Annotated in this window: 30 protein-coding genes; 11 read left to right on the top strand and 19 right to left on the bottom strand. The window is 60.9% G+C overall.

The window, feature by feature from the left end; genetic code table 11:
* Positions 1 to 54: 54 nt before the first annotated feature.
* Positions 55 to 486: a large conductance mechanosensitive channel protein MscL gene (gene mscL, locus Q0899_RS16425; RefSeq protein WP_298295783.1), complete on the bottom strand. Its 432-nt coding sequence runs from the start codon at positions 484 to 486 to the stop codon at positions 55 to 57.
* Positions 487 to 634: 148 nt separating this feature from the next.
* Here mscL and Q0899_RS16420 point away from each other — a divergent pair, with 148 nt between their 5' ends.
* Positions 635 to 1,330 (top strand): glutathione S-transferase N-terminal domain-containing protein, encoded by a 696-nt coding sequence (locus Q0899_RS16420; protein ID WP_298295781.1) that lies wholly within the window; start codon positions 635 to 637, stop codon positions 1,328 to 1,330.
* A gap of 357 nt (positions 1,331 to 1,687) precedes the next feature.
* Here the strand turns inward: Q0899_RS16420 and Q0899_RS16415 are convergent, their stop codons facing one another.
* Genes Q0899_RS16415 through pheT form a run of 3 tightly spaced genes read right to left on the bottom strand, consistent with a single transcriptional unit; the run spans position 1,688 to position 6,172 of the window.
* A complete protein-coding gene (locus Q0899_RS16415) occupies positions 1,688 to 3,277 on the bottom strand; it encodes an FAD-dependent oxidoreductase (RefSeq protein ID WP_299194196.1) in 1,590 nt (529 codons plus the stop codon).
* A gap of 36 nt (positions 3,278 to 3,313) precedes the next feature.
* Positions 3,314 to 3,763, bottom strand: coding sequence for a YtoQ family protein (locus Q0899_RS16410; protein WP_298295777.1), 450 nt, complete (start codon positions 3,761 to 3,763; stop codon positions 3,314 to 3,316).
* Between the two features lie 12 nt (positions 3,764 to 3,775).
* Positions 3,776 to 6,172, bottom strand: a complete 2,397-nt coding sequence (gene pheT / locus Q0899_RS16405) for a phenylalanine--tRNA ligase subunit beta (RefSeq protein WP_299194195.1) — start codon at positions 6,170 to 6,172, stop codon at positions 3,776 to 3,778.
* Between the two features lie 203 nt (positions 6,173 to 6,375).
* On the opposite strand from pheT, the gene Q0899_RS16400 reads away from it, so the two are divergent.
* Together Q0899_RS16400 and Q0899_RS16395 are read left to right on the top strand one after the other, a co-directional pair.
* A complete protein-coding gene (locus tag Q0899_RS16400) occupies positions 6,376 to 6,564 on the top strand; it encodes a hypothetical protein (protein WP_298295773.1) in 189 nt (62 codons plus the stop codon).
* 66 nt (positions 6,565 to 6,630) lie between these two features.
* The gene (locus tag Q0899_RS16395) at positions 6,631 to 7,311 is read left to right on the top strand and encodes a hypothetical protein (protein ID WP_298360382.1); all 681 of its coding nucleotides are present in this window, start codon (positions 6,631 to 6,633) and stop codon (positions 7,309 to 7,311) included.
* Here Q0899_RS16395 and pheS read toward each other — a convergent pair.
* Entirely contained in the window at positions 7,301 to 8,374 is a 1,074-nt protein-coding gene (gene pheS, locus Q0899_RS16390) for a phenylalanine--tRNA ligase subunit alpha (RefSeq protein WP_298360384.1), read from the bottom strand. The genes Q0899_RS16395 and pheS overlap by 11 nt on opposite strands.
* 331 nt (positions 8,375 to 8,705) lie before the next feature.
* On the opposite strand from pheS, the gene Q0899_RS16385 reads away from it, so the two are divergent.
* Positions 8,706 to 9,722 carry an OmpA family protein gene (locus Q0899_RS16385; protein WP_299194194.1) on the top strand — a complete coding sequence of 339 codons (1,017 nt, stop codon included), beginning with the start codon at positions 8,706 to 8,708 and terminating at the stop codon, positions 9,720 to 9,722.
* On the top strand, positions 9,719 to 9,988 hold the full coding sequence (locus Q0899_RS16380; RefSeq protein WP_298295765.1) for a hypothetical protein: 270 nt from the start codon (positions 9,719 to 9,721) through the stop codon (positions 9,986 to 9,988). Before Q0899_RS16385 ends, Q0899_RS16380 begins: the two co-directional genes overlap by 4 nt.
* Positions 9,989 to 10,069: 81 nt before the next feature.
* Here the strand turns inward: Q0899_RS16380 and Q0899_RS16375 are convergent, their stop codons facing one another.
* From Q0899_RS16375 to pyk, 5 genes are all read right to left on the bottom strand, one after another.
* Positions 10,070 to 11,392, bottom strand: a complete 1,323-nt coding sequence (locus tag Q0899_RS16375) for a LysM peptidoglycan-binding domain-containing protein (RefSeq protein WP_299194193.1) — start codon at positions 11,390 to 11,392, stop codon at positions 10,070 to 10,072.
* Positions 11,393 to 11,738: 346 nt separating this feature from the next.
* Positions 11,739 to 12,101, bottom strand: coding sequence for a 50S ribosomal protein L20 (gene rplT, locus Q0899_RS16370; protein WP_298295761.1), 363 nt, complete (start codon positions 12,099 to 12,101; stop codon positions 11,739 to 11,741).
* Positions 12,102 to 12,113: 12 nt separating this feature from the next.
* Positions 12,114 to 12,314: a 50S ribosomal protein L35 gene (gene rpmI / locus Q0899_RS16365; protein ID WP_298295760.1), complete on the bottom strand. Its 201-nt coding sequence runs from the start codon at positions 12,312 to 12,314 to the stop codon at positions 12,114 to 12,116.
* Positions 12,315 to 12,460: 146 nt separating this feature from the next.
* Positions 12,461 to 12,685: a hypothetical protein gene (locus Q0899_RS16360; RefSeq protein ID WP_298295758.1), complete on the bottom strand. Its 225-nt coding sequence runs from the start codon at positions 12,683 to 12,685 to the stop codon at positions 12,461 to 12,463.
* Between the two features lie 33 nt (positions 12,686 to 12,718).
* On the bottom strand, positions 12,719 to 14,164 hold the full coding sequence (pyk, locus tag Q0899_RS16355) for a pyruvate kinase (RefSeq protein ID WP_298295756.1): 1,446 nt from the start codon (positions 14,162 to 14,164) through the stop codon (positions 12,719 to 12,721).
* 135 nt (positions 14,165 to 14,299) lie between these two features.
* Here pyk and Q0899_RS16350 point away from each other — a divergent pair, with 135 nt between their 5' ends.
* Both Q0899_RS16350 and Q0899_RS16345 read left to right on the top strand, forming a co-directional pair.
* Positions 14,300 to 15,040, top strand: a complete 741-nt coding sequence (locus Q0899_RS16350; RefSeq protein WP_299194192.1) for an N-formylglutamate amidohydrolase — start codon at positions 14,300 to 14,302, stop codon at positions 15,038 to 15,040.
* 12 nt (positions 15,041 to 15,052) lie between these two features.
* A complete protein-coding gene (locus tag Q0899_RS16345; protein WP_298295752.1) occupies positions 15,053 to 15,352 on the top strand; it encodes a DUF1244 domain-containing protein in 300 nt (99 codons plus the stop codon).
* A gap of 106 nt (positions 15,353 to 15,458) precedes the next feature.
* On the opposite strand, the gene Q0899_RS16340 is transcribed toward Q0899_RS16345, so the two are convergent.
* Entirely contained in the window at positions 15,459 to 15,773 is a 315-nt protein-coding gene (locus Q0899_RS16340; protein WP_298295750.1) for a hypothetical protein, read from the bottom strand.
* Positions 15,774 to 15,848: 75 nt separating this feature from the next.
* Between Q0899_RS16340 and Q0899_RS16335 the strand changes: the two genes are divergently transcribed.
* The 3 genes from Q0899_RS16335 to Q0899_RS16325 all read left to right on the top strand — a co-directional run bounded on the left by Q0899_RS16335 (position 15,849) and on the right by Q0899_RS16325 (position 17,335).
* Complete coding sequence (locus Q0899_RS16335) at positions 15,849 to 16,583, top strand: WYL domain-containing protein (protein WP_298295748.1); 735 nt, start codon at positions 15,849 to 15,851, stop codon at positions 16,581 to 16,583.
* 192 nt (positions 16,584 to 16,775) lie between these two features.
* Positions 16,776 to 17,045 (top strand): hypothetical protein, encoded by a 270-nt coding sequence (locus tag Q0899_RS16330; protein WP_298295746.1) that lies wholly within the window; start codon positions 16,776 to 16,778, stop codon positions 17,043 to 17,045.
* An 11-nt stretch (positions 17,046 to 17,056) separates the two neighbouring features.
* Complete coding sequence (locus Q0899_RS16325; RefSeq protein ID WP_299194190.1) at positions 17,057 to 17,335, top strand: hypothetical protein; 279 nt, start codon at positions 17,057 to 17,059, stop codon at positions 17,333 to 17,335.
* Here Q0899_RS16325 and Q0899_RS16320 read toward each other — a convergent pair whose 3' ends face one another.
* From Q0899_RS16320 to Q0899_RS16295, 6 genes are all read right to left on the bottom strand, one after another.
* Positions 17,336 to 18,193, bottom strand: coding sequence for a D-amino-acid transaminase (locus Q0899_RS16320; protein WP_299194188.1), 858 nt, complete (start codon positions 18,191 to 18,193; stop codon positions 17,336 to 17,338).
* A gap of 4 nt (positions 18,194 to 18,197) precedes the next feature.
* Complete coding sequence (gene dgcA, locus Q0899_RS16315) at positions 18,198 to 19,160, bottom strand: N-acetyl-D-Glu racemase DgcA (protein WP_299194186.1); 963 nt, start codon at positions 19,158 to 19,160, stop codon at positions 18,198 to 18,200.
* Positions 19,157 to 20,158, bottom strand: coding sequence for an N-acetyltransferase DgcN (dgcN, locus tag Q0899_RS16310; protein WP_299194184.1), 1,002 nt, complete (start codon positions 20,156 to 20,158; stop codon positions 19,157 to 19,159). The genes dgcA and dgcN overlap by 4 nt, the downstream gene beginning before the upstream one ends.
* A 200-nt stretch (positions 20,159 to 20,358) precedes the next feature.
* Complete coding sequence (locus Q0899_RS16305; protein ID WP_299194182.1) at positions 20,359 to 20,703, bottom strand: glyoxalase superfamily protein; 345 nt, start codon at positions 20,701 to 20,703, stop codon at positions 20,359 to 20,361.
* Positions 20,704 to 20,745: 42 nt separating this feature from the next.
* Positions 20,746 to 21,585 (bottom strand): sugar phosphate isomerase/epimerase, encoded by an 840-nt coding sequence (locus tag Q0899_RS16300; RefSeq protein ID WP_299194180.1) that lies wholly within the window; start codon positions 21,583 to 21,585, stop codon positions 20,746 to 20,748.
* Positions 21,582 to 22,565 carry a fatty acid desaturase gene (locus tag Q0899_RS16295; protein WP_299194177.1) on the bottom strand — a complete coding sequence of 328 codons (984 nt, stop codon included), beginning with the start codon at positions 22,563 to 22,565 and terminating at the stop codon, positions 21,582 to 21,584. The genes Q0899_RS16300 and Q0899_RS16295 overlap by 4 nt, the downstream gene beginning before the upstream one ends.
* A 96-nt stretch (positions 22,566 to 22,661) precedes the next feature.
* Here Q0899_RS16295 and Q0899_RS16290 point away from each other — a divergent pair, with 96 nt between their 5' ends.
* Positions 22,662 to 23,561 carry a LysR substrate-binding domain-containing protein gene (locus Q0899_RS16290; protein WP_299194175.1) on the top strand — a complete coding sequence of 300 codons (900 nt, stop codon included), beginning with the start codon at positions 22,662 to 22,664 and terminating at the stop codon, positions 23,559 to 23,561.
* Here the strand turns inward: Q0899_RS16290 and Q0899_RS16285 are convergent.
* Positions 23,516 to 23,866, bottom strand: a complete 351-nt coding sequence (locus tag Q0899_RS16285) for a hypothetical protein (RefSeq protein WP_298295730.1) — start codon at positions 23,864 to 23,866, stop codon at positions 23,516 to 23,518. The genes Q0899_RS16290 and Q0899_RS16285 overlap by 46 nt on opposite strands.
* A gap of 92 nt (positions 23,867 to 23,958) precedes the next feature.
* Entirely contained in the window at positions 23,959 to 24,726 is a 768-nt protein-coding gene (gene cobM / locus Q0899_RS16280; protein ID WP_299194172.1) for a precorrin-4 C(11)-methyltransferase, read from the bottom strand.
* Positions 24,727 to 24,775 lie beyond the last annotated feature (49 nt).

Below are 24,775 nucleotides of genomic sequence, written 5' to 3'. Positions count from 1 at the left end.
CTCGCCGCGAGGGGTGGATGGGCCGAATCTCAGCCCATCCGACGTTCGCGTCTCTCAACCTTTGGCCAAAGAGTCCCGAATTTCCAGCAAAACATCCAATTCGGATGGGCCGGCCTCTTCTTCCACGGCCTCTTCCGCAGGGCCTTCGGCGGCGGCTTTGACCTTGTTGACATAGCGCACCAGCATGAAAACGACCCATGCGATGATCAGGAAGTTGATGACGGCCATAACAAAGGCGCCCCAGGCAAAGACGTTGGCACCGGCTTCGCGTGCGGCTTCCAGCGAAGTGCCTGCGGCCACTTCACCCGCCAATGTGATATATTTGTTCGTGAAGTCGACGCCGCCGGACACAAGCCCGATGATCGGGTTGATCAGGTCGCCGACCAACGAGGTCACGATGGCCGTGAACGCCGCCCCGATGATGATACCAACGGCCATGTCCATAACATTGCCCTTGGCGATGAAGTCTTTGAATTCGCTTAACATTTGTTGTCCTTTTGTCTCTCTGTTGGGCGCACCTTTTTCTTCTTGGGTGCGTCTGCGCACGGTTCTTAGCACTTTTTTCAACAACAACAGCGGTTTTTTATTCTTTGATTCCCCCTAAGTTGATGGAGACCCATGAAAGGCTACCCCCATGACCACACTCTCCGATTTTCCGATCACGCAAAAATGGCCTGCCGCCGACCCGTCTGTGCTGCAGCTGTATTCCTTTCCGACGCCAAACGGCGTGAAGGTGTCCATCGCCCTTGAAGAAATGGGCATCCCCTACGAGGCGCATAAGGTCACCCTGTCCGATGCCGATGTCAAAAGCCCCGAGTTCCTGTCGCTGAACCCGAACAACAAAATTCCCGCCATCATCGACCCGAACGGGCCTGACGGCCCTATCGGTATTTTCGAATCCGGCGCAATTCTGCTCTATCTGGCCGAGAAATCCGGCAAGCTGATCGGCAAAACCGCCACCGACAAGGCCCATATCACCCAATGGCTGATGTTCCAGATGGGGGGCCTTGGCCCGATGCTGGGCCAGCTCGGCTTCTTCTCCAAATTCGCAGGCAGCGAGTGGGAAGACAAACGCCCCCAACAGCGCTACATCGACGAGGCCAAGCGACTGCTGGCGGTGCTCGACAAGGAGCTGGAGGGCAAGGACTGGATCGCCGGAGAGTTTTCCATCGCCGACATCGCAATTGCCCCGTGGCTGCGCGCGCTGGACTTCTACGGCACCAAAGAGGTCGTCGGCTGGGACAACCACACCAACCTTGTGGCCTATCTCGACCGTTTCCTTGAGCGCCCTGCCGTTAAGGTCGGTCTGGTCACCCCGCCGCGCGAGTGATGCGCAAGACGCGCATCCTGCGCACGGTGGCCTAAGGTTTCGCTAACCCGAACGGGATACACCCCCGATCGACGTCAAAAACGTGGTTCAGGGTCCCCGTCCGGCAATCAAGCCGGGCACCTATTGGGGATCACCTTGCGATCATCGATGAAAGCCGGGGGCGAGGGCCCCCGATAGGGTGCGGGGTAAAATCCCGTCCGGCACGGGCCATATCGGCGGCGCCGCCTTCCCTAACATTCCCAACTTGAGAAACCCCTTGTTCGGGCGGCTTCCCCAAGCCGCGCGGGTCTTTCTATGCGCAACGGTGCCAGAGTTTCCCCGAAACTCTGGCTTCAGTTTCTCTTCGAGAAACTGCCGCTAGCGCATCCCATCCGCGATCTTCTCCGCCATCATGATGGTCGGCGCGTTGGTGTTGCCCCCCACCAGCCGTGGCATCAGCGACGCATCCACCACCCTGAGGCCGTCCACGCCATGCACCCGACCCGCAGGGTCGGTCACCGCCGTCTCGTCGCGCCCCATCCGGCAGGTGCCAACGGGATGGTAAATCGTGTCCACCCGCGCGCGGATATCCGCCTCCAGCGCCGCGTCGCTGCCATCATGCGGGTAGAGCCGTTTGCCGCGCCAAGGCTCCAGCGGTGTCGCCTCGAGCATCGTCTCCATCGCCCGCGCGCCTTTCATCATCACATGCAGGTCCCGCGCGTCGGTCAGATATCCCGGATCAATCCGCGGCGCCTTACGCGGGTCCGCGCTGTTCAGCCCGACCGCGCCCCGGCTTTCGGGCCGCAGCACGCAGACATGGCAGGAATAGCCGTGCTTCAGATGGATCTTGCGCATGTGGTCGTCGACGATGCCCACCACGAAATGCAGCTGCAGGTCCGGCTTGTCCAACGCAGGGTCCGACTTGAAGAACGCCCCGCCCTCCGCCATGGGCGAGGCAAACAGCCCCGTGCCCGTCTTGCGCCACTTCAAACCGGCCTTGCCCAAATCCCACAACCCGCGCGGGTTCAGCCCGACCACGTCACACCGCTTGGAATGGTAGCTTATGATGTAATCCAGGTGGTCCTGCAGGTTCTGCCCAACGCCGGGCAGCTCATGCACCACCTCCACCCCATGCGCCGCCAGCTCATCGCGCGGGCCGATGCCCGACAGCAGCAACAGATGCGGCGAGCCGAACGCGCCTGCGGACAGAATCACCTCCCGCGTCGCCTCCACCCGCGCCCCGCGGCGCAACCGCACCGCCACGGCGCGACCATTCTCAACCTCAACGCGGTCCACCTGCGTTTTGGTCATCACCGTCAGGTTGCCGCGCGCCAGCACCGCATCCGTCAGATAGGCCGACGCTGCAGAGCACCGCTCGCCCTTCGTAGCGCCGCTATAGTGCTGCGTCACCTGATAAAGGCCTGCGCCTTCCTGCTCAGGCCCGTTGAAATCATCGTTCCGGCGCAGCTGCGTCTCCGCTGCCGCCTCGATAAACGCATGTGCAATTGGGCGCGGCTCGGCCTGATCGCCCACTTGCAGCGGCCCATCAACCCCATGCAGATCATCCGCACCACGGGCATTACCTTCGGACTTCTTGAAATACCGCAGCACGCTGTTCCAGTCCCAGCCATCCGCCCCCAGATCGGCCCACTGATCGTAATCCGACGGGTGCCCCCGCACATAGAGCATCGCGTTGATCGCGCTCGATCCGCCCAGCGCCTTGCCGCGCGGCTGGAACCCGCGCCGCCCATTTAGCCCCGGTTGCGGTTCGGTCTGCAACGCCCAATTGTTGATCTTTGGCCTGCCGGAAATCATCCCTGCCACCAGCGCCGGTGCCCGCACGAAGATGCCGCGCCCGGAACCGCCTGCCTCAATGAGACAAACGCTCACGCCAGCGTCCTCGCTCAGCCGAGACGCCATCACGCAGCCCGCAGAGCCGCCGCCAACAATCACATAATCATATGCCATGGGGTCAGCCTATCGAGGCTACCCCAGCCCCCGCAACTACCCCGGTAGCTTGCCGGTCAAAACGTAGCGTAAGATGTCGGCCACTTTCAGCGGATCATCCGTCACCGCCAAAGCCGCCGCGTCCACCTCTTTCAGCGCGTGCTGGTGGTCGTCGCCATGCACAACAATCAGCGACTTGCCCAAGGCCGCCGCGTAACCTGCGTCAAACGCCGCGTTCCACTGTTTGTACTTCTCGCCAAAGCGCACCACGACCACGTCGGCATCCGCAATCCCCTTGCGGGTGCGGATGGCGTTCACCATCGCGCCTTTGTGGTCGTGCCAATATTTCTGGTCCTCGGCCCCCAGAATATCTACGCCGCAATCATCCGACGCGCCGTGGTCCGTTACGGGGCTGTTGAAGGTCACATCCAAACCTTTGGAGGCGTCAATAATCTGGTCCCGCCAATCCGTGTGAATTTCGCCGGATAGATATACGTTCAGCCCCATGTCGATACTCCTCTAGCCGCGCAGAACGCCGCCTGTTGCTTTGGTGACTTTCTCCACGACCTTGGCGGCGAGCGCCTCGATCTCTTGGTCGGTCAGGGTTTTTTCGGTCGGCTGGATGCGCACGGTGATGGCGAGGGACTTCTTGCCCTCCCCCAGCGATCCGCCGATGAATTCGTCAAAGACGCGCACGTCTTCGATCATCGCCTTGTCGGACCCCGCTGCCGCGTTGACCAGCGTCAGCGCCTCGACATCGGCGTCCACCACGAAGGCGAAGTCGCGCTCCACGGCTTGCAAGTCGCGCAGTTCCAACGCGGCCCGCGCCGTGGATTTGGATTTCGCAAACGGCACCTCTGCCGGATAGAGCGTGAAGCCCATCGCGGGGCCTTTGACATCCATCGCGGCCAGCACCTTGGGGTGAATTTCGCCGAACACGCCCAGCACCTTCTTGGGGCCGAGGCAGATTTTGCCGTGCCGCCCCGGGTGCCACCACGCGTCCGCGCCGCGCAGGATCTGCGATTTCGCCGGTGCGCCCATTGCGGCCAAGGCCGCTTCGGCGTCTGCCTTCACGTCATACACATCCACCGCGCGCCGCGCGCCATGCACGTCCTTGGGGCCGGTGTGGCCTACAAGCAGACCAGAGGCCAGCACGTGCTGCTCACCCGGTTCGCCGCCGCTGAAGGCGGGGCCAACTTCGAACAAAGCCATATCATTGAAGCCGCGCGCTTGGTTGCGCGCAGCCGCCTGCAGCAGGCCCGCCAACAGGTCGGGCCGCATATGGCTCATTTCCGAACTGATCGGGTTTTCCAGCTTGGACGCATCCGTGCCGCCGCCAAACATCTCGGCAGATGCCGCGTCGATGAAGGAGTAGGTCACGCATTCATTATACCCCAGCGCCGCAATCGTGCGCCGCACGGCCTGTTCGCGTTTTTGCATCGGCGTCAGGATCGGGCGCGGCACGCCGACATTGGTGCGCTTCAACGGCTTGCCGACCAGTTTGGTCAGCGAGGCGATCCGCGCGACTTCCTCCACCAGATCGGCCTCCCCCTGCACGTCGGGACGCCAGGACGGCACGTTGGCCATGTCGCCATCCAAGGTGAAGCCGAGGTCTTCCAACGTCTTGCGCTGCACATTTGCGGGGATGTCCATGCCCACCAACGACTGCACGCGGTCGGTGTCCAGCCTGTAGGCGCGCGAATGGTCGGGCACCGCGCCCGCGACAACCACCTCTGACGCTTCGCCGCCCGCGTGATCCAAGATCATCCGGGTCGCATGCTCCAGCCCTACGGGCGTGAATTCGGGGTCAACGCCCCGCTCAAACCGGTAACGCGCATCCGAGTTGATCTTCAGCTTGCGGCCTGTATGGGCAATTTCAATCGGGTCCCAGAACGCGCTTTCGAGAAAGACGTTCACCGTGTCATCCGAACAGCCCGAGGGCGTGCCGCCCATGATGCCCGCGATACTTTCAACGCCATTGTCGTCGCTGATCGCCATCATGCCGGGCTGCAACGTGTATTCCTTGTCATCAAGCGCCACGAGCGTTTCGCCGCCCTCAACCCGGTGCACCCGCAAATCGCCCTTGACGGTATCTGCGTCAAACACGTGCAGCGGGCGGTTGCGGTCGTAGGTGAAGAAGTTGGTCACATCGACGAGGAAGTTGATCGGGCGCAGCCCGATGGCCTTTAGACAGTCCTGCAGCCATTGCGGGCTGGGGCCGTTCTTTACGCCTTTGATAACCCGACCGTAGAAAACCGGGCAGCCAGACAGAGTGTCGTCGTCAATCGTCACGTTGATCGAGCTTTTGAACGTGCCTTCAACAGGGTCGGTGTCCCGCACCTTCATCACGCCCAAGCCACGCGCCGCCAGATCGCGCGCGATGCCGCGCACGCCCAATGCATCGGGGCGGTTCGGGGTGATCGCAATCTCGATCATCGTGTCGACTTTCGACGGGTCATGCTCCGCCAGCCAGTCCACAAACCGTTGCCCGACCTCGCCAGAGGCAAGTTCAATAATACCGTCATGCTCGTCCGACAGTTCCATCTCCCGCTCGGAACACATCATGCCGAAGCTTTCGATGCCGCGGATTTTGCCGACACCGATGGTGGTATCAATGCCCGGCACGTAGACGCCCGGCTTGGCGATGACCACCTTGATGCCCTCTCGCGCGTTCGGCGCGCCGCAGATGATCTGGGTGTCGCCCTCGTCGGTTTCCACCTGACACACCCGCAACTTGTCGGCGTCGGGGTGCTTCTCGGCGCTCTTTACGTAGCCGATGGTAAAGTCGCCCAAACGGTCCATCGGGTTCTCGACGCCTTCCACTTCCAGACCCAGGTCTGTCAGCGCGTAAAGGATGTCATCAACGGACGCCTCGGTGTCGAGGTGATCTTTGAGCCAGGAGAGGGTGAACTTCATCGGTTTGCCTTAATTCGGAGCATTTTGGGTCAGCGCTGGTGCTACCGCATCATCGTCATAAGCGAAAGGGGCCTCAGCCCAAATGCCGCGACGCAGAGATCTTAAGGTTTCAGCAACCATGCCTTAATCCCGCCACATTTAGGCACCAAAAGAGGCACAAGTGGGGCACTTGTTAATGATTCTCGGTTTCTGAGGTACAGAAGATGACTACGTTTTTGACAAACATCGTCGCCGCCGTTTTCCGCCCTTCCGTCGCGGCCATGTCCATTGCAATGGCCGTTGCGATCATAACCGTCGACGGTACGTCACATTCGATTTCGGCCGGCACGGTCGACATCACTGACCTGAGCTGCAGCGGCTTGTTCAAGCCGGTTTGTCAGCTGACCAAATAAAAGACGACTTGAATACCCTCCAAATGAGCGGCACCTTAGGATCCTCTGTCCTTAAGGTGCCGCGTCATGTCTGACACCCCGCCACTTTGCCTGCTGCATATCGGAAAGACCGGCGGCAGCTATGTGCGGTCGGTGCTGCGCCATAACCGCAACCGGTGGACCAGACCCATCAAACTGCTGCGCCACTCCGCCACCCTGACCAACACGTTGGAGAGCTTTGGCGACGCGCGGCAACTGGCCTTCACCTTTCGCTGCCCCACGGCCCGCTTTGTGTCCGCCTTCTATTCGCGCAGGCGGCAGGGTCGGCCTACCTACCAATACAATTGGAGCGCGGAGGAGGCCGCCGCCTACCTTTGGTTCGACACAGCCGAGGAGTTGGCGCTTGCCCTCTCCTCGCGCGACGAACGTCTGAAATCCGCGGCCATCTTCGCCTTTGACGCCATCGAGCACCTGAAATCCAATCTGGCCACCTACCTGATCAGCCCCGAGGCGTTGCGGATGAGCAAACCCCAGATCGCGGCCTGCGTGGACCTGCCGGACCTGGACACGCACCTATCCGCCTTTATGGCGCGGCTGGGGGTGGAGGCCTTCGACCTGCCGGCCAAGCCCAAACGGCACGCGGCCCCCTCGCCCGCTCCCGCGCTCAGCGCTGAGGCAGAGGCCGCCTTGCGGGCCCATTGGGTCGAGGAATACGCCTTATACGAAACCGCCCGCGAGATCGCGGGAGAGTTGGGGCTTAGCGGCTAAGGCCGGACGCCAGATCGGGCTGATCCAACGCTGCAAACCCGTAATTGCGCAGCCAGCGAAGGTCGCTGTCAAAGAAGGCGCGCAGGTCGGGGATGCCGTATTTCAGCATGGCGATACGGTCGATGCCCACACCGAAGGCAAAGCCTTGCCACTTGGCGGGATCGATACCTCCCGCTTCCAGCACCTTCGGGTGCACCATGCCTGAGCCAAGAATTTCGAGCCAGTCGTCGCCCTCGCCCACCTTCAGCTGGCCATTGTCCCAGCTGCAGCGAATGTCGACTTCCGCTGACGGCTCGGTGAACGGGAAATGCGAGGCGCGGAAGCGCAGCTCGACATCATCCACTTCGAAAAACGCTTTGACGAACTCTTCCAGCACCCATTTCAGGTTGGCCATGGAAATATCGGTGTCGATGGCCAGCCCTTCTACCTGATGGAACATGGGCGTGTGCGTCTGGTCATAATCCGCGCGATACACGCGGCCGGGGCAGATGATGCGCAGCGGCGCGCCGTGATCCAGCATGGACCGGATTTGCACCGGCGAGGTATGGGTGCGCAGCACATGCGGCGGGCGGTTGTCGCCTTCGTCGCGGTGCATATAAAACGTGTCCATTTCCCCGCGGGCGGGGTGGTGGGACGGAATGTTCAGCGCGTCGAAGTTGTGCCAGTCGTCCTCAACCTGCGGTCCTTCGGCGACGGAGAAGCCCAGATCGGCAAACAGCGCCTGGACCTCTTGGCTGACCTGGCTGATCGGGTGAATGGTCCCGGCGGGCCTGCCACGGCCCGGCAGCGTGACGTCCAGCCACTCGGTTTTCAACCGCTCATCCAACGCGGCATCTGCAAGACCAGCCTTCTTGGCGGCAAGGGCAGAGTTCACCTCATCCTTCAGCGCGTTCAGCGCCGGGCCCGCGACCTGGCGCTCCTCCGGGGTCATCTTGCCCAGCTCACGCATTTTCAGGCTGATCTCGCCCTTTTTGCCGACGGCGGCGACGCGGATGGTTTCCAACGCGGCCTCGTCCGATGCGTCCGCGATTTGACCCAGATATTTTGCCTTCAGATCGTCCATGACGGCCCCTCTAAAACAGTCAATGTCTGCTATCTGTCGCACGGGCCGAATGCAAGCGCAGCAAGAAACGCGCAAAACCGGCACGCTAAGATGCTGCAAAGACTCGTCAATTTTCAGATGTGAGTCTTTCGAATCACAGTTTCAGAAAATCGCAAAATGCAGTCACTTTGGGGGTTTTATCCACAAGATAAGCCAACCTAACATAGGCGGTATCTTGCCACCCTTTTGCGTTGGATTTCTGCCCCACCGCAAGCTGCACTTCGAGGGGGTCGGCAACACTAAAATTAACTCCGCACGCCAGTTTTATGTTTGTGCGGGACGAGGGGGACTAATGACACCAATAGGAAATGAACCGTGCCCGGTGGCCATGGCCAAGCAACGTGCCCGCGCCGCAGTCACGCTTGGTGCCGTATCGTTTGTCGCCGTCGGCGCTCTCGCCTGGATCGGGTTGGACGCGGTGCGCGGGCCCGCAAACTCCACGACGGCCTCGGCATCCGGCCCGGCATTGGTGCTGACACAATCCGACGGCACCCAGAAAGCCCTCATCTCCCGCGCCGAGCGGGAAATAGCGGCGGCGCGCCAGGCCATCCTGAAAAGCGCGGGGACAAACCTCGAACTTCTGGACCTGAGCGAGGTGGAGCAACTGACAGACAACACCCGCCAGAAGGATCCCAGAATAGAAGCCGCGCGGCTCGCGATCCTGCAAAACGCGGGCAGAAATCTGGAGCTGCTCGACCTGAACGAAGTGGAGGAGCTGATAGGCTTTACCCCGCGGGTTAGGCAGCCAGCAACAGCGACCACGGAGCTTGCGGCAGCGACACAGGTACAACCCGAGCCAGACCTCGACCTGGGCCTTGAGGAAATCAGGTCCTTGGCGGTAGACGGCGGGCTTCAACCCAGCGCCACGCCCGAAGAAACGGTTGTTGTGTCAAATCTGACGCCAACATCAGCGACAGTCGCAGCGGCAGGTACCGATTGCATCGCGGACCTCCGCGAATTTGCAGGCCAGCAGTCCATCCTGTTTTCCAGCGGCAGCGCCGAGTTGCAGGGCAGCGAACTGCCCACATTGCGCAAGATCGGCCGCATGGCAGAAGCCTGTGACGGCGCGTTGATCCATGTGACCGGCCACTCGGACAGCAGCGGTTCGGACGTGATCAACCTCGCGCTGAGCTGGCAGCGGGCCGACAACACCGTGGCCACCTTGGCGGCACTTGGCGTCGACACCAGCAAGTTTGAGCCGGTGGGCTTTGGCGCGCGCTCACCGTCGGCGCAAGGCGACAGCTCGGACGAAGAATTGAACCGCCGCGTAGAATTCGTGGTCTTTGAAGAAGTGAACCATAGCCAGTGATTTCCAGTTTTATCCAGTTCATCATTTTGATTTGCGCGATGGTGGCCTCAGGCGGCCTCGGCTTCTGGGTCGCGCGCCAGCAGATGCTCAGCGATACCGGAAGCACAAAACACCAACTCGATAAGATGGCGGAGACCATCGAGCAGCTGCGCGAACGCGCAACTCAGGCAGAGGCCGAAAAGGTCCGCGCCCTGATCGCCTCGGACCGGGACCGCAAACGCGCGGAAGCCTGGAGGCCCAACTCCCAGGTCCATCCAGCCGAATAAGGGTTCCGGGGCGAATAAAGAGAGGGGGCCGCATCGTTTCCGATGCGGCCCCCTTTGTGTATTGCGGGATGCGGCCCGGCGTTACAGGTCGCCGGTTACAAACGGGTGTTGCTCCACATCCACCTCCGGCGCCCGGTAGATCAGCCGGTCCTTCAGCGAATGAAGGTTTGTCAGATAGAACTTCAACGCTTCATTGGCGGGGATGCCCAACCTCTCGGCGCTTGCGCTCCAGACTTTGAGATCGTCAAGCGAGCTGAGGAACAAATCGTTCAGCAACGGTTTCCCCGCCTTTTCAAACACCAGCCCGAGATCCAGCATCCGGGAGCGGAAGGAGTTGTCGAACGCGTCCCAGGCAGCGGAGCGGTTTGCGAGCGCCTCGCCTGACACCTCCAGAATGGCCTCCTGATCGGCCGGCGATATCTTTGCCCAAGCCTCGTTCGACAAGACGACCGAGAAGGTCGGCGTATAGAGCCCGTTATCGACCTCCATCACCTCGACGCTAGAGGTCTCGTCCCAGATACCCAAGGCAATGGCCGCGCCATGCGCCAGGAAGAAGGTAGGCGGCTCGTCATTCTGCGCGCCGTAATTGGCCGCCCACGCCGCGACCTCTGCGCGCATCTTGGCCGGGCCGCGTGTGTCGAGACCGCTGAAATAGGGGACCTCGTACTGGTTCTTGTCAGCGATGCCTTCATCCGCGGTGACAGGCACCGCGCCGTCGCGCCAGATATGGGCCGCGGGGGAGGAGATGAAACCAAGCAACTTGGCGTCGTCGAAGTAGTTCGTTTCTGCAAAGTACCGCGCATGGAGCCGCCACAGCGACACCGCCGTTTGCTCGGCAGAGCCGCCGAACATCGGCTCCATGGGAAGCTGTAGCAGCGGGTGCGACGCCGCCAGATGGGAGTTCAGCACATAAGCGCCATCAACCTGGCCGGATGTCACCAGCCCCAGCTGCGCCGCGTGGTCGCGGTTCATCACGTCGGGGTCCACGAAGGTCACCCGCCCATCGGTCACTTCGGCGATTTCGGCGAGGTACTTATCGACAATCCCGCTATTGATGATGAACGGCGGGGCGGAGGCTTTGTTGAAGGTGAAGATCAGCTGCCCCTCAACCGGCGCGATCTGATCGGCAGCGGCCGTCGTCGGGGTCAGGCAAGGTATGGTCAGCCTTTGCCCAACCTGAATCCTGTCGGGATTGGTCCCAATCGTATCGACATTCGCGGTATAAATCGGCTGGTACAAAAGGGACCCGTAAGACCGCAGGCTGATCCCGCTTAACGTGTCCCCCCGGCCAACCGTGTAGACCTGCCCGCAGGCAATGGTATTTGCGTCACTTCGCTGAACGGACCCGAGCAAAGGCGGAACCGCCAACACGAACGCCAACAACCCTGACAACATCCTCTTCATAAACATCCCCCGACTCTCTGCCGCACAGGGCAGACACAAAAGTAACTACACCCCCATACAAGCAGGAAACCGGGGCGAAACAAAGGAGGGTTTTCGGGAGATGGGGCGGCGGCGTGGAAAGTGGCGATTGCTCGGCAATGACCAAGCGGACAAAACAGACCTTTACAAAAGGTCTGAAGCGAAATCCTCGATGAGGATTTCGCTGCAATTTCTCCTCGAGAAATTGACGCGCGGATCAGCGGGCTTCAAGAAATTCGGGTGTCAGGTCGGACCCATTCCAACCGTTCCTCACACAAAAAAAGCCCCGCGTGAGCGGGGCTTTTCAAATCTCGATGAGCACCTTGGCTTAGGCCAGTGCGGCTTTCGCCTTTTCGACAACACCGGCAAACGCGTCAGGCTCGTTCACAGCCAGGTCGGCCAGAACCTTGCGGTCTACTTCGATGCCGGCCTTTGACAGGCCGTTGATGAAACGCGAATAGGTCAGCGTCTCGTCAATCGCGCGGCAGCCGGCGTTGATCCGTTGGATCCACAGCGAGCGGAAGTTGCGCTTGCGCGCCTTGCGGTCGCGGGTCGCGTATTGGTTGGCCTTGTCGACGGCCTGGCGGGCAACCTTGAAGGTGTTCTTGCGACGACCCTGGTAGCCTTTGGCGGCCTTGATGACTTTTTTGTGGCGGGCGTGCGTGGTGACGCCGGAAGTAACTCTGGACATATCAAATTCTCCTTAGCGCGCGTATGGCATGTATTTTTTCACGATGTTCTCATCTGCCTTGCAGAGGAGCGTCGTGCCGCGCGCGGTGCGGATAAACTTGGTGGAGCGCTTGATCATGCCGTGGCGTTTGCCCGCTTGACCTGCTTTGACGCGGCCGGAGGCCGTCATCTTGAAGCGCTTCTTGGCGCCCGATTTTGTCTTCATCTTTGGCATTTCCATCTCCTTGGTATCGAGTGGTTAACGCGGCGACTCGGCATGCCTTCTAGGCCGGTCCCACGGGTACGAGCGCGCCTTCTAGGACGACGCGCTTCACTTGGCAAGCGATTCCGGCCCGCCGCCCTGAAAATGGCGCCTTGAAGTTAAAGGAAACTGGCCACCACACGGGTGAAGATGTCGGGCAGCTCGTTGACGCTGTAGCCGCCCGGGGTGTTGTAGATGGCGTAGATGATCATCGCCCCGGAGATCACGACCGCGAATGACGCCACCCGGGGCGCGCTGCCGTCCATCCAAGCCGACATAATGGCCGGGATCGCGAGAACGCCGATCACTATGCCGAAAACCAGAATAAACTCATTCGTAATCATAACGCTCTCCCACCATGAGACGGAGCCAGAATATTATGGGTCAGCGGCGAAAATCAATCTTTCTTCCACCGGGGCAACCCGCAGAATGTTGGTGGTGCCCGGCTGGTTGAACGGCACCCCGGCGGTGACGACAATCTGGTCCTTCTCGGTCGCAATCCCGGTCTCCCGCGCTGCGCGGGCAGCGCTGACCACCGCCATTTTGAAGCGGTCCACCTCGCCTGTCAGCACGCATTGCATACCCCAGCTGAGGCACAGCCGGCGCGCGGTGCCCATCAGCGAGGTCAGCGCGATGGTGGGCACATGAGGCCGCTCGCGCGCGACCAGCAGCGCCGTGGTCCCCGATTGCGAGAAGCAGCAGATTGCCTGAATGTCGGTGGTTTCCGCAATCTCGCGCGCCGCCACAACGATACCGTCGGCGACCGTGTGTTTCTTGCCGCCACGTTGTGCCGCGATGATGTCGAGGTAGTTGGCGTCGCTTTCCACCTCGATGGCCACGTTGTTCATCGTGGTCACGGCCTCAATGGGGAAGTCGCCAGCGGCGGATTCCGCGCTGAGCATGATGGCGTCGGTGCCCTCGTAAATGGCGGTTGCCACGTCCGAGACCTCGGCGCGGGTCGGCATCGGGCTGTCGATCATCGATTCCAGCATCTGCGTGGCCACGATCACCGGCTTGGCCGCCGCGCGGCATTTGCGGATCAGACGTTTCTGGATCGGCGGTACGTTCTGGACGGGCAGTTCCACGCCCAAATCGCCACGTGCGACCATGATGCCGTCTGAGGCGGCCAAGATGTCATCAAACGAGCTGACCGCGGTCGGCTTCTCGATTTTCGACAGGATCGCGGCGCGGCCATCTGCCAGCTTGCGGGCCTCTTCGACATCCGCGGGGCGCTGCACGAAGGACAGCGCCAGCCAGTCGACGCCCAGCTGGCAGACAAATTCCAGATCCTTGCGGTCTTTCTCGGACAAAGCGGCCAGCGGCAGCACCACGTCGGGGACGTTCACGCCCTTGCGGTCGGAAATCACCCCGCCCACCACAACTTCGCAATCGGCGAAATCGCGGCCGCAGTCTTTGACCTTCAGCCGGATCTTGCCGTCATTGACCAGCAGCGAGGCGCCGGGCTCCAGCGCGTCAAAAATTTCCTTATGCGGCAGCTGCACCCGCTTGGCGTCGCCCTTGGCGTCGTCGAGATCGAGGCGGAAGTCTTGGCCCACCTGCAGATCCACGCCCTCTTTGTCGGCGAATTGCCCGACGCGCAGCTTGGGGCCCTGCAGGTCGGCGAGAATGGCAATCGGGCGGCCTGTGTCTTTCTCGATCTGGCGGATGATCTCGTGGCGCACGCGAATTTCGGCGTGGTCGCCGTGGCTCATGTTCAGCCGGAACACATCGGCGCCTGCTTCAAACAGGGCTCGGATCATTTCGTAGTCATTGGAGGCCGGGCCCAAAGTTGCAACAATCTTGACCTTGCGGAGGCGTCTCATACCTGCGTCATCCTTAATCTATTCAGTTTTCATCGTTGGGCCGGGGCCACGTATGACCCAAAGCGCGGCGCATCGCAACTGGCGCTTCTTTCACACTGCGCCTAAATATGAGGCAAATGTAACAGGCAGATATTGATGACCTACCACCCATTCGAGATATCCGGCGCCGACCGGCCCGGCCGGTTTGTGTGCCTGTGCGACCACGCGGCCAACACAGTTCCACCCTTTGTGGCGGGCGGCGATCTGGGCCTGCCGCCCGAAGATATGAACCGCCATATCGCCTTTGACATCGGGGCGGCGGGGGTCACCCGCGCCTTGGCGGAACGGCTGACTGGCCCTGCGGTGCTGTCCAACTTCTCCCGCCTGGTCATCGACCCGAACCGCGGCGAAGACGACCCGACCCTGGTGATGCGGCTCTATGACGGCACCATCATCCCGGCCAACAAAACCGTCAGCACACAAGACCGCGAACACCGGCTATCCACGATGTACCGCCCCTATCACGACGCCGTCGCACAGGTCACGGCCGCGCAGCCGGACCCGGTGATTGTCTCGGTCCACAGCTTCACGCCGCAGCTGCGTGGCCGCCCAGCGCGGCCTTGGCATGTCGGGGTGCTGTATGCGGAAGACCGCCGCATGGCAGACCCGCTGCTCAACCGGCTACGGGCGGAAGACGACCTGTGCGTCGGCGACAACCAGCCCTATTCCGGCCACCTGACCGGCGACACGATGGACAAACACGCGTTGCGGCATGGGCGCCCCCATGTCTTGATCGAGATACGCAACGACCTCATATCTAACGAAGCCGATCAGATGGCATGGGCGGACCGCCTCGCGCCGATCCTAACCGACACTTTGGCCGCATCCGGCCTATAGGGAGACAACATCATGGACGCCCAAACCCAACTGGAGCTGGAGGCCGCCGCCTTCCGCACCCTGCGCGACCACCTGCAAAAGCGCACCGATGTGCAAAATATCGACATGATGAATTTGGCCGGCTTCTGCCGCAACTGCCTAAGCCGCTGGTACCAGGAAGCCGCCGCCGAGCGCGGCATCGAGATCGGCAAGATGGAAGCACGCGAGGCGTTCTACGGCATGCCCTTTGACGAGTGGAAAGCGCAGCACCAGACGGATGCCAGCGACGCCCAGAAAGCGGCATTTGAGGTGTCTCATAAGGACGCGGGCTAGACCGGACCCAATGACGGCTGTGCGGACAGACTTGCCGTTGAATGTTGTCGACTGAATGTCTGTTACAGGGCGGTTTGCGGCCCCAAGTAGGACCGCAAACCCTCGTTCAATGTGTTTCAAGCGAGACGAAGACATCCATCTCGGCTTCGGGGTCGAAATCGCTGAGGTCCATAACTGAAAAGAACAACGCGCAGACGGGCGATTCCATCTCTTTCTTGACCACCTCCAGGTAGTCATCGTGACTGCGGAACTGGACAATATCGAGGTAGGTTCCGTCGGGCTTACGCACAAGTTCACGGCGCAACACGCCTGACTCTTGCGCGACAAAGTCCCTTTGGAAAGCCGCCGAGGCCGCGATCAGATCGGCCTCTGTTTTGCCCTCAGCAAGTTTGATCGGTGCAATAACGGTAACGGGTGACATCGTTTCTCCTTCGATGGTTGTTGAGTCAGCACGGTATCTATTGTCAAATATGACATTTTATGTCGTATTTCTGAGATGGCGCGCGCGAATTCCCATGATCGGCTCAGGCGGCTTGAACTTTTGGCCGCACATCTCAAACAGGAGGGCTTTTGCACAATCAAGGAGCTGGCGTTAGGCCATAACGTGAGCGAGCGCACGATCGCACGTGATTTGCAGCTGATGCGGGATCAAGGCCTTCCCATCGACGCGGATCGCGGACGTGGCGGAGGCGTTCGACTGGATCGCCACTGGGGTATTGGGCGCCTCAATCTTAGCTACCCGGAAGCCGTTGACCTTCTGATCAGTATTTCCGTTGCCGAACAGATGAAGTCGCCTATTTTTCTTGCGAATCTGGCGTCCATCAGGCGGCAGCTCATTGCCTCTTTCTCAGCAGAGAAGCGGGAAAGGGTTGATCGGCTGAAGTCCCGAATACTGATCGGAGAGACGGCTTCGACTTTCGTTCAAGGGTCTGTTGTCTCGACCAATGGCAAAGCAGTTCAAAAACTGCACCAAGGCTTTCTGGATCAAACCAATTTGACCATCCGTTATGTGGACGAACGCAGTAAGGTCACCACCCGAGAGATTGAGGCGCATTACCTTCTGCTGAACTATCCGATCTGGTACGTTCTCGCGGTCGACCACTTCCGTGGCGCGCTGCGAACATTCCGTTGCGACCGTATCCTGAGTGCTGAACTTACCAACACTAGATTTCGGATATTGCCGCGGGCAAGCTTCGCGCGGTCCCTTGAAGGGAATGTACTTCTGAAATAGGAAGCCAATCATTCAGGTTCTGCGCAACATTCGTCTAAATGGGCCCTAAGCGTATCTTTGATTGTTCACCGTCAACTCGTTTCAGTGCGCGCAGGCGGGATTACACCGCTTAACGTCGACGTGAGAAAAGGTGTCTGCGCTCTTGGAATGGAGCATGGTATGGCTATGTAAAGATAGCAAAGGAGATACCAAATGCGCTTCTCTAAATTTCTCGCCGCGACCGGCATGGCCGTTTCCCTCGCAGCCCCGGTGGCCGCCGAAGGGAACCTGACGCAGCTGCAAAAATCCGTGTCGACTGTGTTGCCGACCTATGGCTACGCTGATGTGGATGTGACCAAGTTGAACTCTTCCCAACTGGCGCAGATCAACCACCTGGCGGGCAGCAACAAGGGCCATGCCGACATTCGTGGCTCCATCGGGGCGGTGATCGAAAACCGCATCGTGAAGTTTTTCCAAAGCTAAGGAGCATTGACATGATGAAGCCGATTTTGGTCGCGTTTGGGCTGTCCATGGCAGTGGTCGCGGCCCCGGTAGCCGCCGACCCCAACCCGCAATTGGTCAATTCGGTGCAGCACCGGCTGAACGTGATCGGCTTCTCCAAAGTGGACGCGGGCACGCTGTCCACGGCCCAGATTGCAGCGCTGCATACGAAATTGCAGGGCAATTACACCTTCGGCTACGCCCGCATCCGCACCCAGCAGGAGGTCAAGGTGATCCTGCAATGGGATGGGAGCGAGAATAAGGGCCTGTGATCAGATCGCCTGTTTCAGGCTTTCGTCGAGATAGATTTCACGCAGCCGCGCCGCGACAGAACCCGGCTTGCCGTCGCCCAACGCCTGACCGTCCACTTCAACGACCGGCATCACGAAGGTCGAGGCTGAGGTGATAAACGCCTCGTCCGCGTTCTTGGCCTCTTCCACGGTGAAGGCGCGTTCCTCGACCTCCATCTGCGCAGATTTTGCAAATTTCAACACCGCCGCGCGGGTGATCCCGTGCAGGATCTCGTTGCCCAGATGCCGCGTGATGATCTTGCCGTCCTTCACGATATAGGCGTTGTTGGAAGAGCCTTCGGTGATCGCGCCATCCTCAAACATCCATGCGTCATCCACACCCGCCGCCTTGGCCATCATCTTGGCCATGGACGGGAACAGCAGCTGCGTCGTCTTGATGTCGCGCCGCGCCCAGCGCTGGTCCTCGACGGTGATGACCTTCATGCCGGTGTTGATCTTGGGGTTGTTCAAGAGGTTCGCCGTCTGGGTGAACAGCACCAATGTCGGGGTGGTGTCCTGTGCCGGATAGACAAAGTCGCGGTCGCCCGGATTGCCGCGCGTCAGCTGCAGGTAGATCATGCCTTCCTCAAGGGAGTTGCGTTCCACCAACTGACGGTGGATTTCCAGCAGCTCGTCCATGTCGACTTTGTAATTCATGCCCAGCTCATCGACGGAGCGTTGCAGCCGCACCGCGTGGCCGTCAAAGGCGATCAGCTTGCCGCCAAGGACCGAGGTGACCTCGTAAACCGCATCAGCGAACAGGAAGCCGCGGTCAAAGATGGACACGTGGGCGTCAGCTTCGGGCAGGTATTCGCCATTCAGGTAAACGATGCGGCTCATGAAATTATCCCCATAATGCGGCGGCGGGTGCGTACACGCCTTGGTCGTCAAAGGTTAGCGGTGTGTCGCGGTCTTCGGCCAATAGAAGCGGGCCGTCAAGGTCGGTAAATGCCGCGCCCTGCGCCAGAATGGTCGCCGGCGCCATGGCGAGCGACGAGCCGACCATGCAGCCCACCATCACGCCGTAGCCTTGGTCGATGCCTTCACGCTTAAGTTCCAGCGCCTCGGTCAGCCCGCCGGTCTTGTCGAGCTTGATGTTGATGACATCGTATTTGCCGATCAGGTCAGGCAGCGAGCCGCGATCGTGGCAGGCCTCGTCGGCGCAAACCGGAAGCGGGCGTTCGATCTCGGCCAGCATATCGTCTTCGCCCGCAGGCAAAGGTTGTTCCACCAACTTTACCCCAAGGCGGACCAGATGCGGGGCCAAGTCGGAATACACGTCCGCCGTCCAGCCCTCGTTGGCGTCGATGATGATCGGTGTATCCGGCGCGCCTCGGCGCACGGCCTCGAGCCGGGGCATGTCATCAGGTGTGCCGAGCTTGATCTTCAGCAACGGCCTGTGCGCGTTTTTGCGGGCGGAGGCCTCCATCGCGTCAGGCTCGGCCAGCGAGAGGGTGTAGGCGGTGATCTCAGGCTTCGGCGCGGGCAGGCCCAAAAGGTCCCAAACGCGTTTGCCTTGGGTCTTGGCCTCCAAATCCCAGAGCGCGCAGTCGACCGCGTTGCGGGCAGCCCCGGCGGGCAGTGCGGATTGCAGGTCAACGCGGGAGATGTTGCCCGGCAGCCCCATGATTTCTGCAGTGACGCTGTCCATCGTCTCATCATAGCGGGCATAGGGGACGCATTCGCCGACCCCCGTCACCCCGCCACGGGTCACGCGGACGGTGAGCACCTTGGCCTCCGTCCGCGAGCCACGGGAGATCGTGAAGACCTCCGCCAGTTTGAACGTATCAGCGGTGACCGAGATCACAGCCCTTCCAACGCGTCCACCAGCCGTTCGGCACCGAAGCGGAACGGGTCGGTGGTGGGCAGACCCATGCGGCCCTCGACCTCGGCGATGTAGGCCTTGGCCTCATCCTCGCCCATGTGTTGGGTGTTGATCGAGATGCCGATGACCTCGCATTTAGGGTTCACCACGCGGGCCAATGTCAACGCCATGTCGCGCAGCGCCTCCAGCGACGGTTGTTGGTAATCCGGCAGGCCGCGCATGTGCTTGCGGGTGGGCTCATGTGCCAGCACCAGCGCGTCGGGTTGGCCGCCATGGACCAGCGCCATGGTTACGCCGGAATAGGACGCGTGGAACAGGGAGCCCTGCCCCTCGATGTGATCCCAGTGATCGTCCTCATTGTCAGGTGTCAGATATTCAACCGCGCCCGCCATGAAGTCCGCAATCACCGCGTCCAGCGGCACGCCGCCGCCGGTGATCAGGATGCCGGTCTGGCCGGTGGGGCGGAAGGTGGATTTCATGCCGCGCTTGCGCATTTCGGCGTCCATGCAAAGACCGGTGTACATTTTGCCGACGGAACAATCGGTGCCCACAGCCAGCACGCGTTTGCCGGTGCGCTTGACACCGGTGGCGATCGGGTAGGCCACGGTCGGGATACGCACGTCATGCAGGGTGCGGCCATGCACTTTTGCAGCGCGCTGCAGCTCGTCTTCGTCGCGCAGCAGGTTGTGCAGGCCGGACGCGATGTCGTAGCCCATTTCCAAAGCCTCAACGAGCACCTTCTTCCATGCGTCCGAGATGAAACCGCCCCGGTTGGCCACGCCAATCACCAGCGTCTTCGCGCCTGCGTCCAGACCTTCTTGCAGCGTCATGTCCGCGATGCCCATGTCGGCGTTGCAGCCCTCCATGCGGAATTGGCCGACGGCGTTTTCTGGCCGCCAGTCCTTGATGCCTTGCGCCACTTTTGCAGCAAGCGCGTCCGGCGCGTCGCCGAGGAACAGGAGATATGGTGTTTGGATCATGGCAGGGGTCCCCGAATTGAAGGCGAATCTATGTCCCGCGCAACGTAGCGCGTTCGCCCGCGTCATGCCTGTCCGAATTGCCGCGCGATAGGGCCAGTTTGGTGAAGATATCCGGCCAGAATGTTATCTGCCCGCAAGAATCTTCGAATTGCCGGGAATTGGCGACGAAGGGACCGCGTTTGCCCCGCTTGTTTGCCGCGTCACAGGTCGTGGAAGAAATAGAACCGATGCCCGTTTGGGTCTTCGACCGTGAATTGCCGCATCCCCCAAGGTTTGTCGCTGATCGGGTCGGTGATGGGCGCGCCGCGTTCGCGCAGCTCATCATGGGCGGCGTCGACATCGGCGCAGAACACCCAGAACGTTCCCGCAGCAATCGGGCCGTCGGTCTTGCGAAAAAACAGGGCGCAATCCCCATGCGACACCGCGCCGATTTGGCCGTCCTCGTTGTACCACGCCACGTTAAACCCCAGCCGGTCGCGATAGTAGGCCTGAGCCGCCTCCACATCGGGGACGGGCAGTTCAGGCGTTGGTTGGTCGATTTTCACGAGCGTCTCCTCCATGCAGTTGGGAGGGAGCATAGCACGGAATTATCCCTGCTCTAAGTCCTGCCACATGTCTTCGACCCAGCCCTTGATGACCTGCGCCTCTTCCCAGCGGTTGGACATTTCTTTCCCGTCGGGGCCGGTCATGGCGTATTCCGGCGGGCCAAGTTCGCACACAAAGATGCAATCGCCGGTCGTATTGCGGTCGCGCCAAGAGGTCAGGCCCTCGCGCCACCAGCCTTTGAACAGGTCGACCCATTTCTGGTGCTGCGGGAAGTCCAGCTGCAGCTGGATTTGCTGGCGAGACGCGACGCGGCCCTGAAAGCTGTCGGAGCGTTCGAGAATGCGGCTGATCAGTCCGAGGTCATGATCTGAGAGCGGGAACCAGAATTCGCGGTCCACAACGTAATGGCTGAGGTCGGCGCAGATGCGCATGTCGGGGATACGGTCGATCAGTTGCAGCGTGGTGTAGAGGTCATTGGTGATGCAGTTGCGGTGCGTTTCAAATTGGATGGGTTGGCCGATCTTGTCGGCCATCTCCATCCACGTCTCGACCACCGGCACCATGTCATCAAGCGCAATCGGCATCACCTGCCCGATCACATCGACAAAAGGCGCGCCGAAATCCTTGGCCATTTTCAGCGTGTCTTCGAGGCTTTCGATGGTCTTGGGGAAAGCCACGATCAGCGGCGTCAGGTTGTTGCGTTCCATATGCGGACGCACCGCGTGGGCGGTTGCCACATCGGACGCGCCCAGATCAATCGCCATGCCGTCGAAACCGGCACCTGCCACCATCTCGCAAACCTGATCATAGGGCAGTTTCACCCCCGTTTGGTCATGCGGCTGCATCGCCCAAAGCGAGGTGTAGGTCTTGAGCCGCCTCATTCCGCGGGGATCCGCGCGGAGCGCCCGCCGGAGGTTGGCACTATCCAGACCTCATCCATCGGATATTGGCTTTCATCCTTGGCGCGCAGCTTGGAGATCACCTCGATCTGGAACTCGATCCAGCCCATACGGTGCACCTCGCCTGCCTTGCTTTCCAGCTTGTCGTTGAGCTCGCGCAGCTTCCAGAAAGGTACGGCGGGGAAAGTGTGATGCGCGGTGTGGTAGGGCATCTGCCAGCACAGCCAGCGAAACAGCGCGTTGGTGCGGGTGGAGCGGGTGTTTTCCAGAATGTCCTGCTCGTGGCTGAGGCCCAGATGCTCGATGGTGTTTTGCAGCTGGTGGATGGGTTTGGTAAGGATCATCGGCAGGATCCAGAAGGTCAGCGCGGCCCATGTGCCGAGTGTGATGCTGGCAAGAGCGATGAGCGCGTAAAGTGCGATGTGAATGCGTGCCTCCTTGATGACCTTGGCCTCTTCCTCTGCGCGGATATAGGGCTCCAGAATGATACCCCGCGCGCGGCGGATGTTGCCGACGATGCGGTTGCGCCAGTAAGTGACGCCGGTCAGCCACAACAGGTAAGTGGTCAGGGTGTAGGGCTCGCGCACCAGTTCCCCGTCGCGTTCCCAATCCTGCGTATATTGGTGATGGGCAAAATGCATGACCTGGTCGAAGTCGCGGGGGAAAATCTGGATGAACCCGATGATGCGCCCAAAAACCTCGTTCAGCTTGCGGGTTTTGAAGACGGTGGCGTGGGACAGCTCGTGCTGGCCCGCGTAGAGGAAGTTCAGCAGCACGCCCAGCACCAGACCGGTGAGCAGAACCAGCCATGACCCCATGGCTTGCGCATGCAGAATGGCCACGATGGCGATTGCACCGAAATGGGTGCCAAGCTGAAGGAACCCTTTCGCGTCCGACCGCTCAGACAGCGCGCGTAGCTCTTGCGGGGTCAAAATGTCTCGGCGGGAAAAGCTGGCTTCCATGGCAGGCTCCTAAAACGATGTCGCGACAGGATGACATGAAAGAAAATTCATGTCATACGGTATAAATTCAGTAATCACTTGAAATGGATTCATGTATTGATCCCCAGCACATCCGCCTTGCAGGCCTTGGTCAGCCTTTCAAAGACCGGCAGCATCACCCAGACCGCCCATCAAATGCGGCTGACCCCGTCGGCCGTGAGCCACAAGATGAAGGCGCTGGAGACCGGTCTGGGATTTGCCCTGCTTGACCGCGAGGGGCGTGGCGTGCGGCTAACCCACCGAGCGCGCCAATATGTAGCCGAGGTCGCGCCCGCGCTTGCCGTTTTGGCCAAAGCCGGTGACCGAAGCGACATGACCGGCAGCCTGACGCTGAATGTCGCGCCGGGGTTTGCGGCGAATTGGATCGCGCCACGACTGTCCGGGTTTGTCGCGATGCACCCCGGCCTTGCGGTCACCATCAACACCCCACGCGGCTATGGCGACCTAGGGCGGCGGCGCGATGACATCTATATCAGCTTTCTGACACCAGAGCAGGCGCCGCAGGGCGCACGGCATCTGTTGGATGTTGCGTTCTTCCCGGTCGCAGCCCCCGCGCTGACAGGGGGGCGGGCGTTTGACGCGGGCGAAGTGCTGGGCCTGCCGCTGTTGCATCTGGACGGTCGAAAAGACTGGGCCGCATGGGCGAGGTACGCCGGTGCCTCCGGCGGACCAGTTCATGACGGCGTGATTTTTCAGGACATGCAGATCATGGCCGCCGCCGCGCGCGCAGGGCAAGGGGTGGCGTTGGGGGATGCGTTGACAAGTGCAGCCGCGTTAGAGCGTGGGGAATTGGTCCGGTTGCATGCGTTCGAATGGCCTTCGCCGCGTGCTTACTGGCTTATCTCCGGGGACACGCCGCCAAGCGAGGGCAAAGCCGCTTTTGAGGCTTGGGTGCTGGACGCCCTGGCAGGTCAGCCTGCAGGCAATAGCGCAATCGGCGCGTCCGGCTCTTCATAAAAGTCGCGCGGCGCCGAATTGGCAGCCACGGTGTTGCGCTTGAATTCAAACACCCATTCCCCGGCCTCTTCCTGCGAGGTGACAATCAGCGCCTGATACAAGTGCCGCCCGCCATCGTAGATGTCGACCAGACCGCGCAAATGCGGCGCGGTGTCCGCGTCGACAGTGAAGGTGTTGCCGGCGAATTGCAGGATCGGGTAAATCTCGTCACCCACATGCACCCGCAGCCGCGACCGTTTTCGCATGGCCTGTTTTTGAGCGGCCTCAAGGCCCGCCTGAACTTCGCGTGACAAAAACGTCGACATGGTGATTCCCCTCAAACTACAGGTTCAGCTTAGCCAGTTTGGCGAGAATATCCTAAATATTCGTTTCAATTCTGTGACATAGCAACATCTTGCTACACCAACACCTTGGGGCGCAACACATGGGGTATTTCCGGGTCATAGAGCGCGGAATCCTTGAAGTCCTTGATGTCCGCCAATGCCGGCCCCACCAAGATCAGCGCCGTCCGGGTGATCTTTTCGGCCCGCACCTTTGCGTGGATGTCGCTCAGCGTCCCGCGCAGAAAGATCTCGTCCGGCCAGCTGGCACGGTAGGCCACCACCACCGGGCAATCAGCACCGTAATGCGGGGTCAGAACCCGCTCAATCTCGCGCAGGGCGCGGATGCCTAGATGGATGGCCAGTGTCGCCCCTGTGCGGGCAAAGTTTTCCAGCGTCTCGCCCTCGGGCATCGAGGTCGATTTCATTGACATGCGGGTCAGCACAATGGATTGCGCGATCTCGGGGACCGTCAGTTCCTGCCCCAACGCGGCGGCGGCGGCAGCATAGGCCGGAACCCCGGGGATGATCTGGTAGTCGATGCCCTCGGCCTTGAGCCGCCGAATTTGCTCGGCAATCGCGCCGTAAAGCGACGGGTCGCCAGAATGCACGCGCGCCACGTCTTGGCCCATGGCGTGGGCTGCGACGATCTGCGCATGTGTGTCATCCAGGGTCATTGGCGCGGTGTCCATCACCAGCGCGCCCTCAGGTGCACCTGCGACGACGGCTTCCGGCACCAATGAGCCTGCATACAAACACACTGGGCATTCCGAAATGATCCGCTGCGCTTTCAAAGTCAGCAATTCAGGATCACCGGGGCCCGCGCCAATAAAATAAACCGTCATGTCTCAGCTCCAATACGGGAGGGTGGGCGGGGCGAAGCCGCAGGCGAGC

This window comes from uncultured Litoreibacter sp. (assembly GCF_947501785.1).
Classification (GTDB): domain Bacteria; phylum Pseudomonadota; class Alphaproteobacteria; order Rhodobacterales; family Rhodobacteraceae; genus Litoreibacter.
The sequence above is the reverse complement of the archived record's forward strand: the minus strand, read 5'-3'. Positions and strand labels throughout refer to the sequence as shown.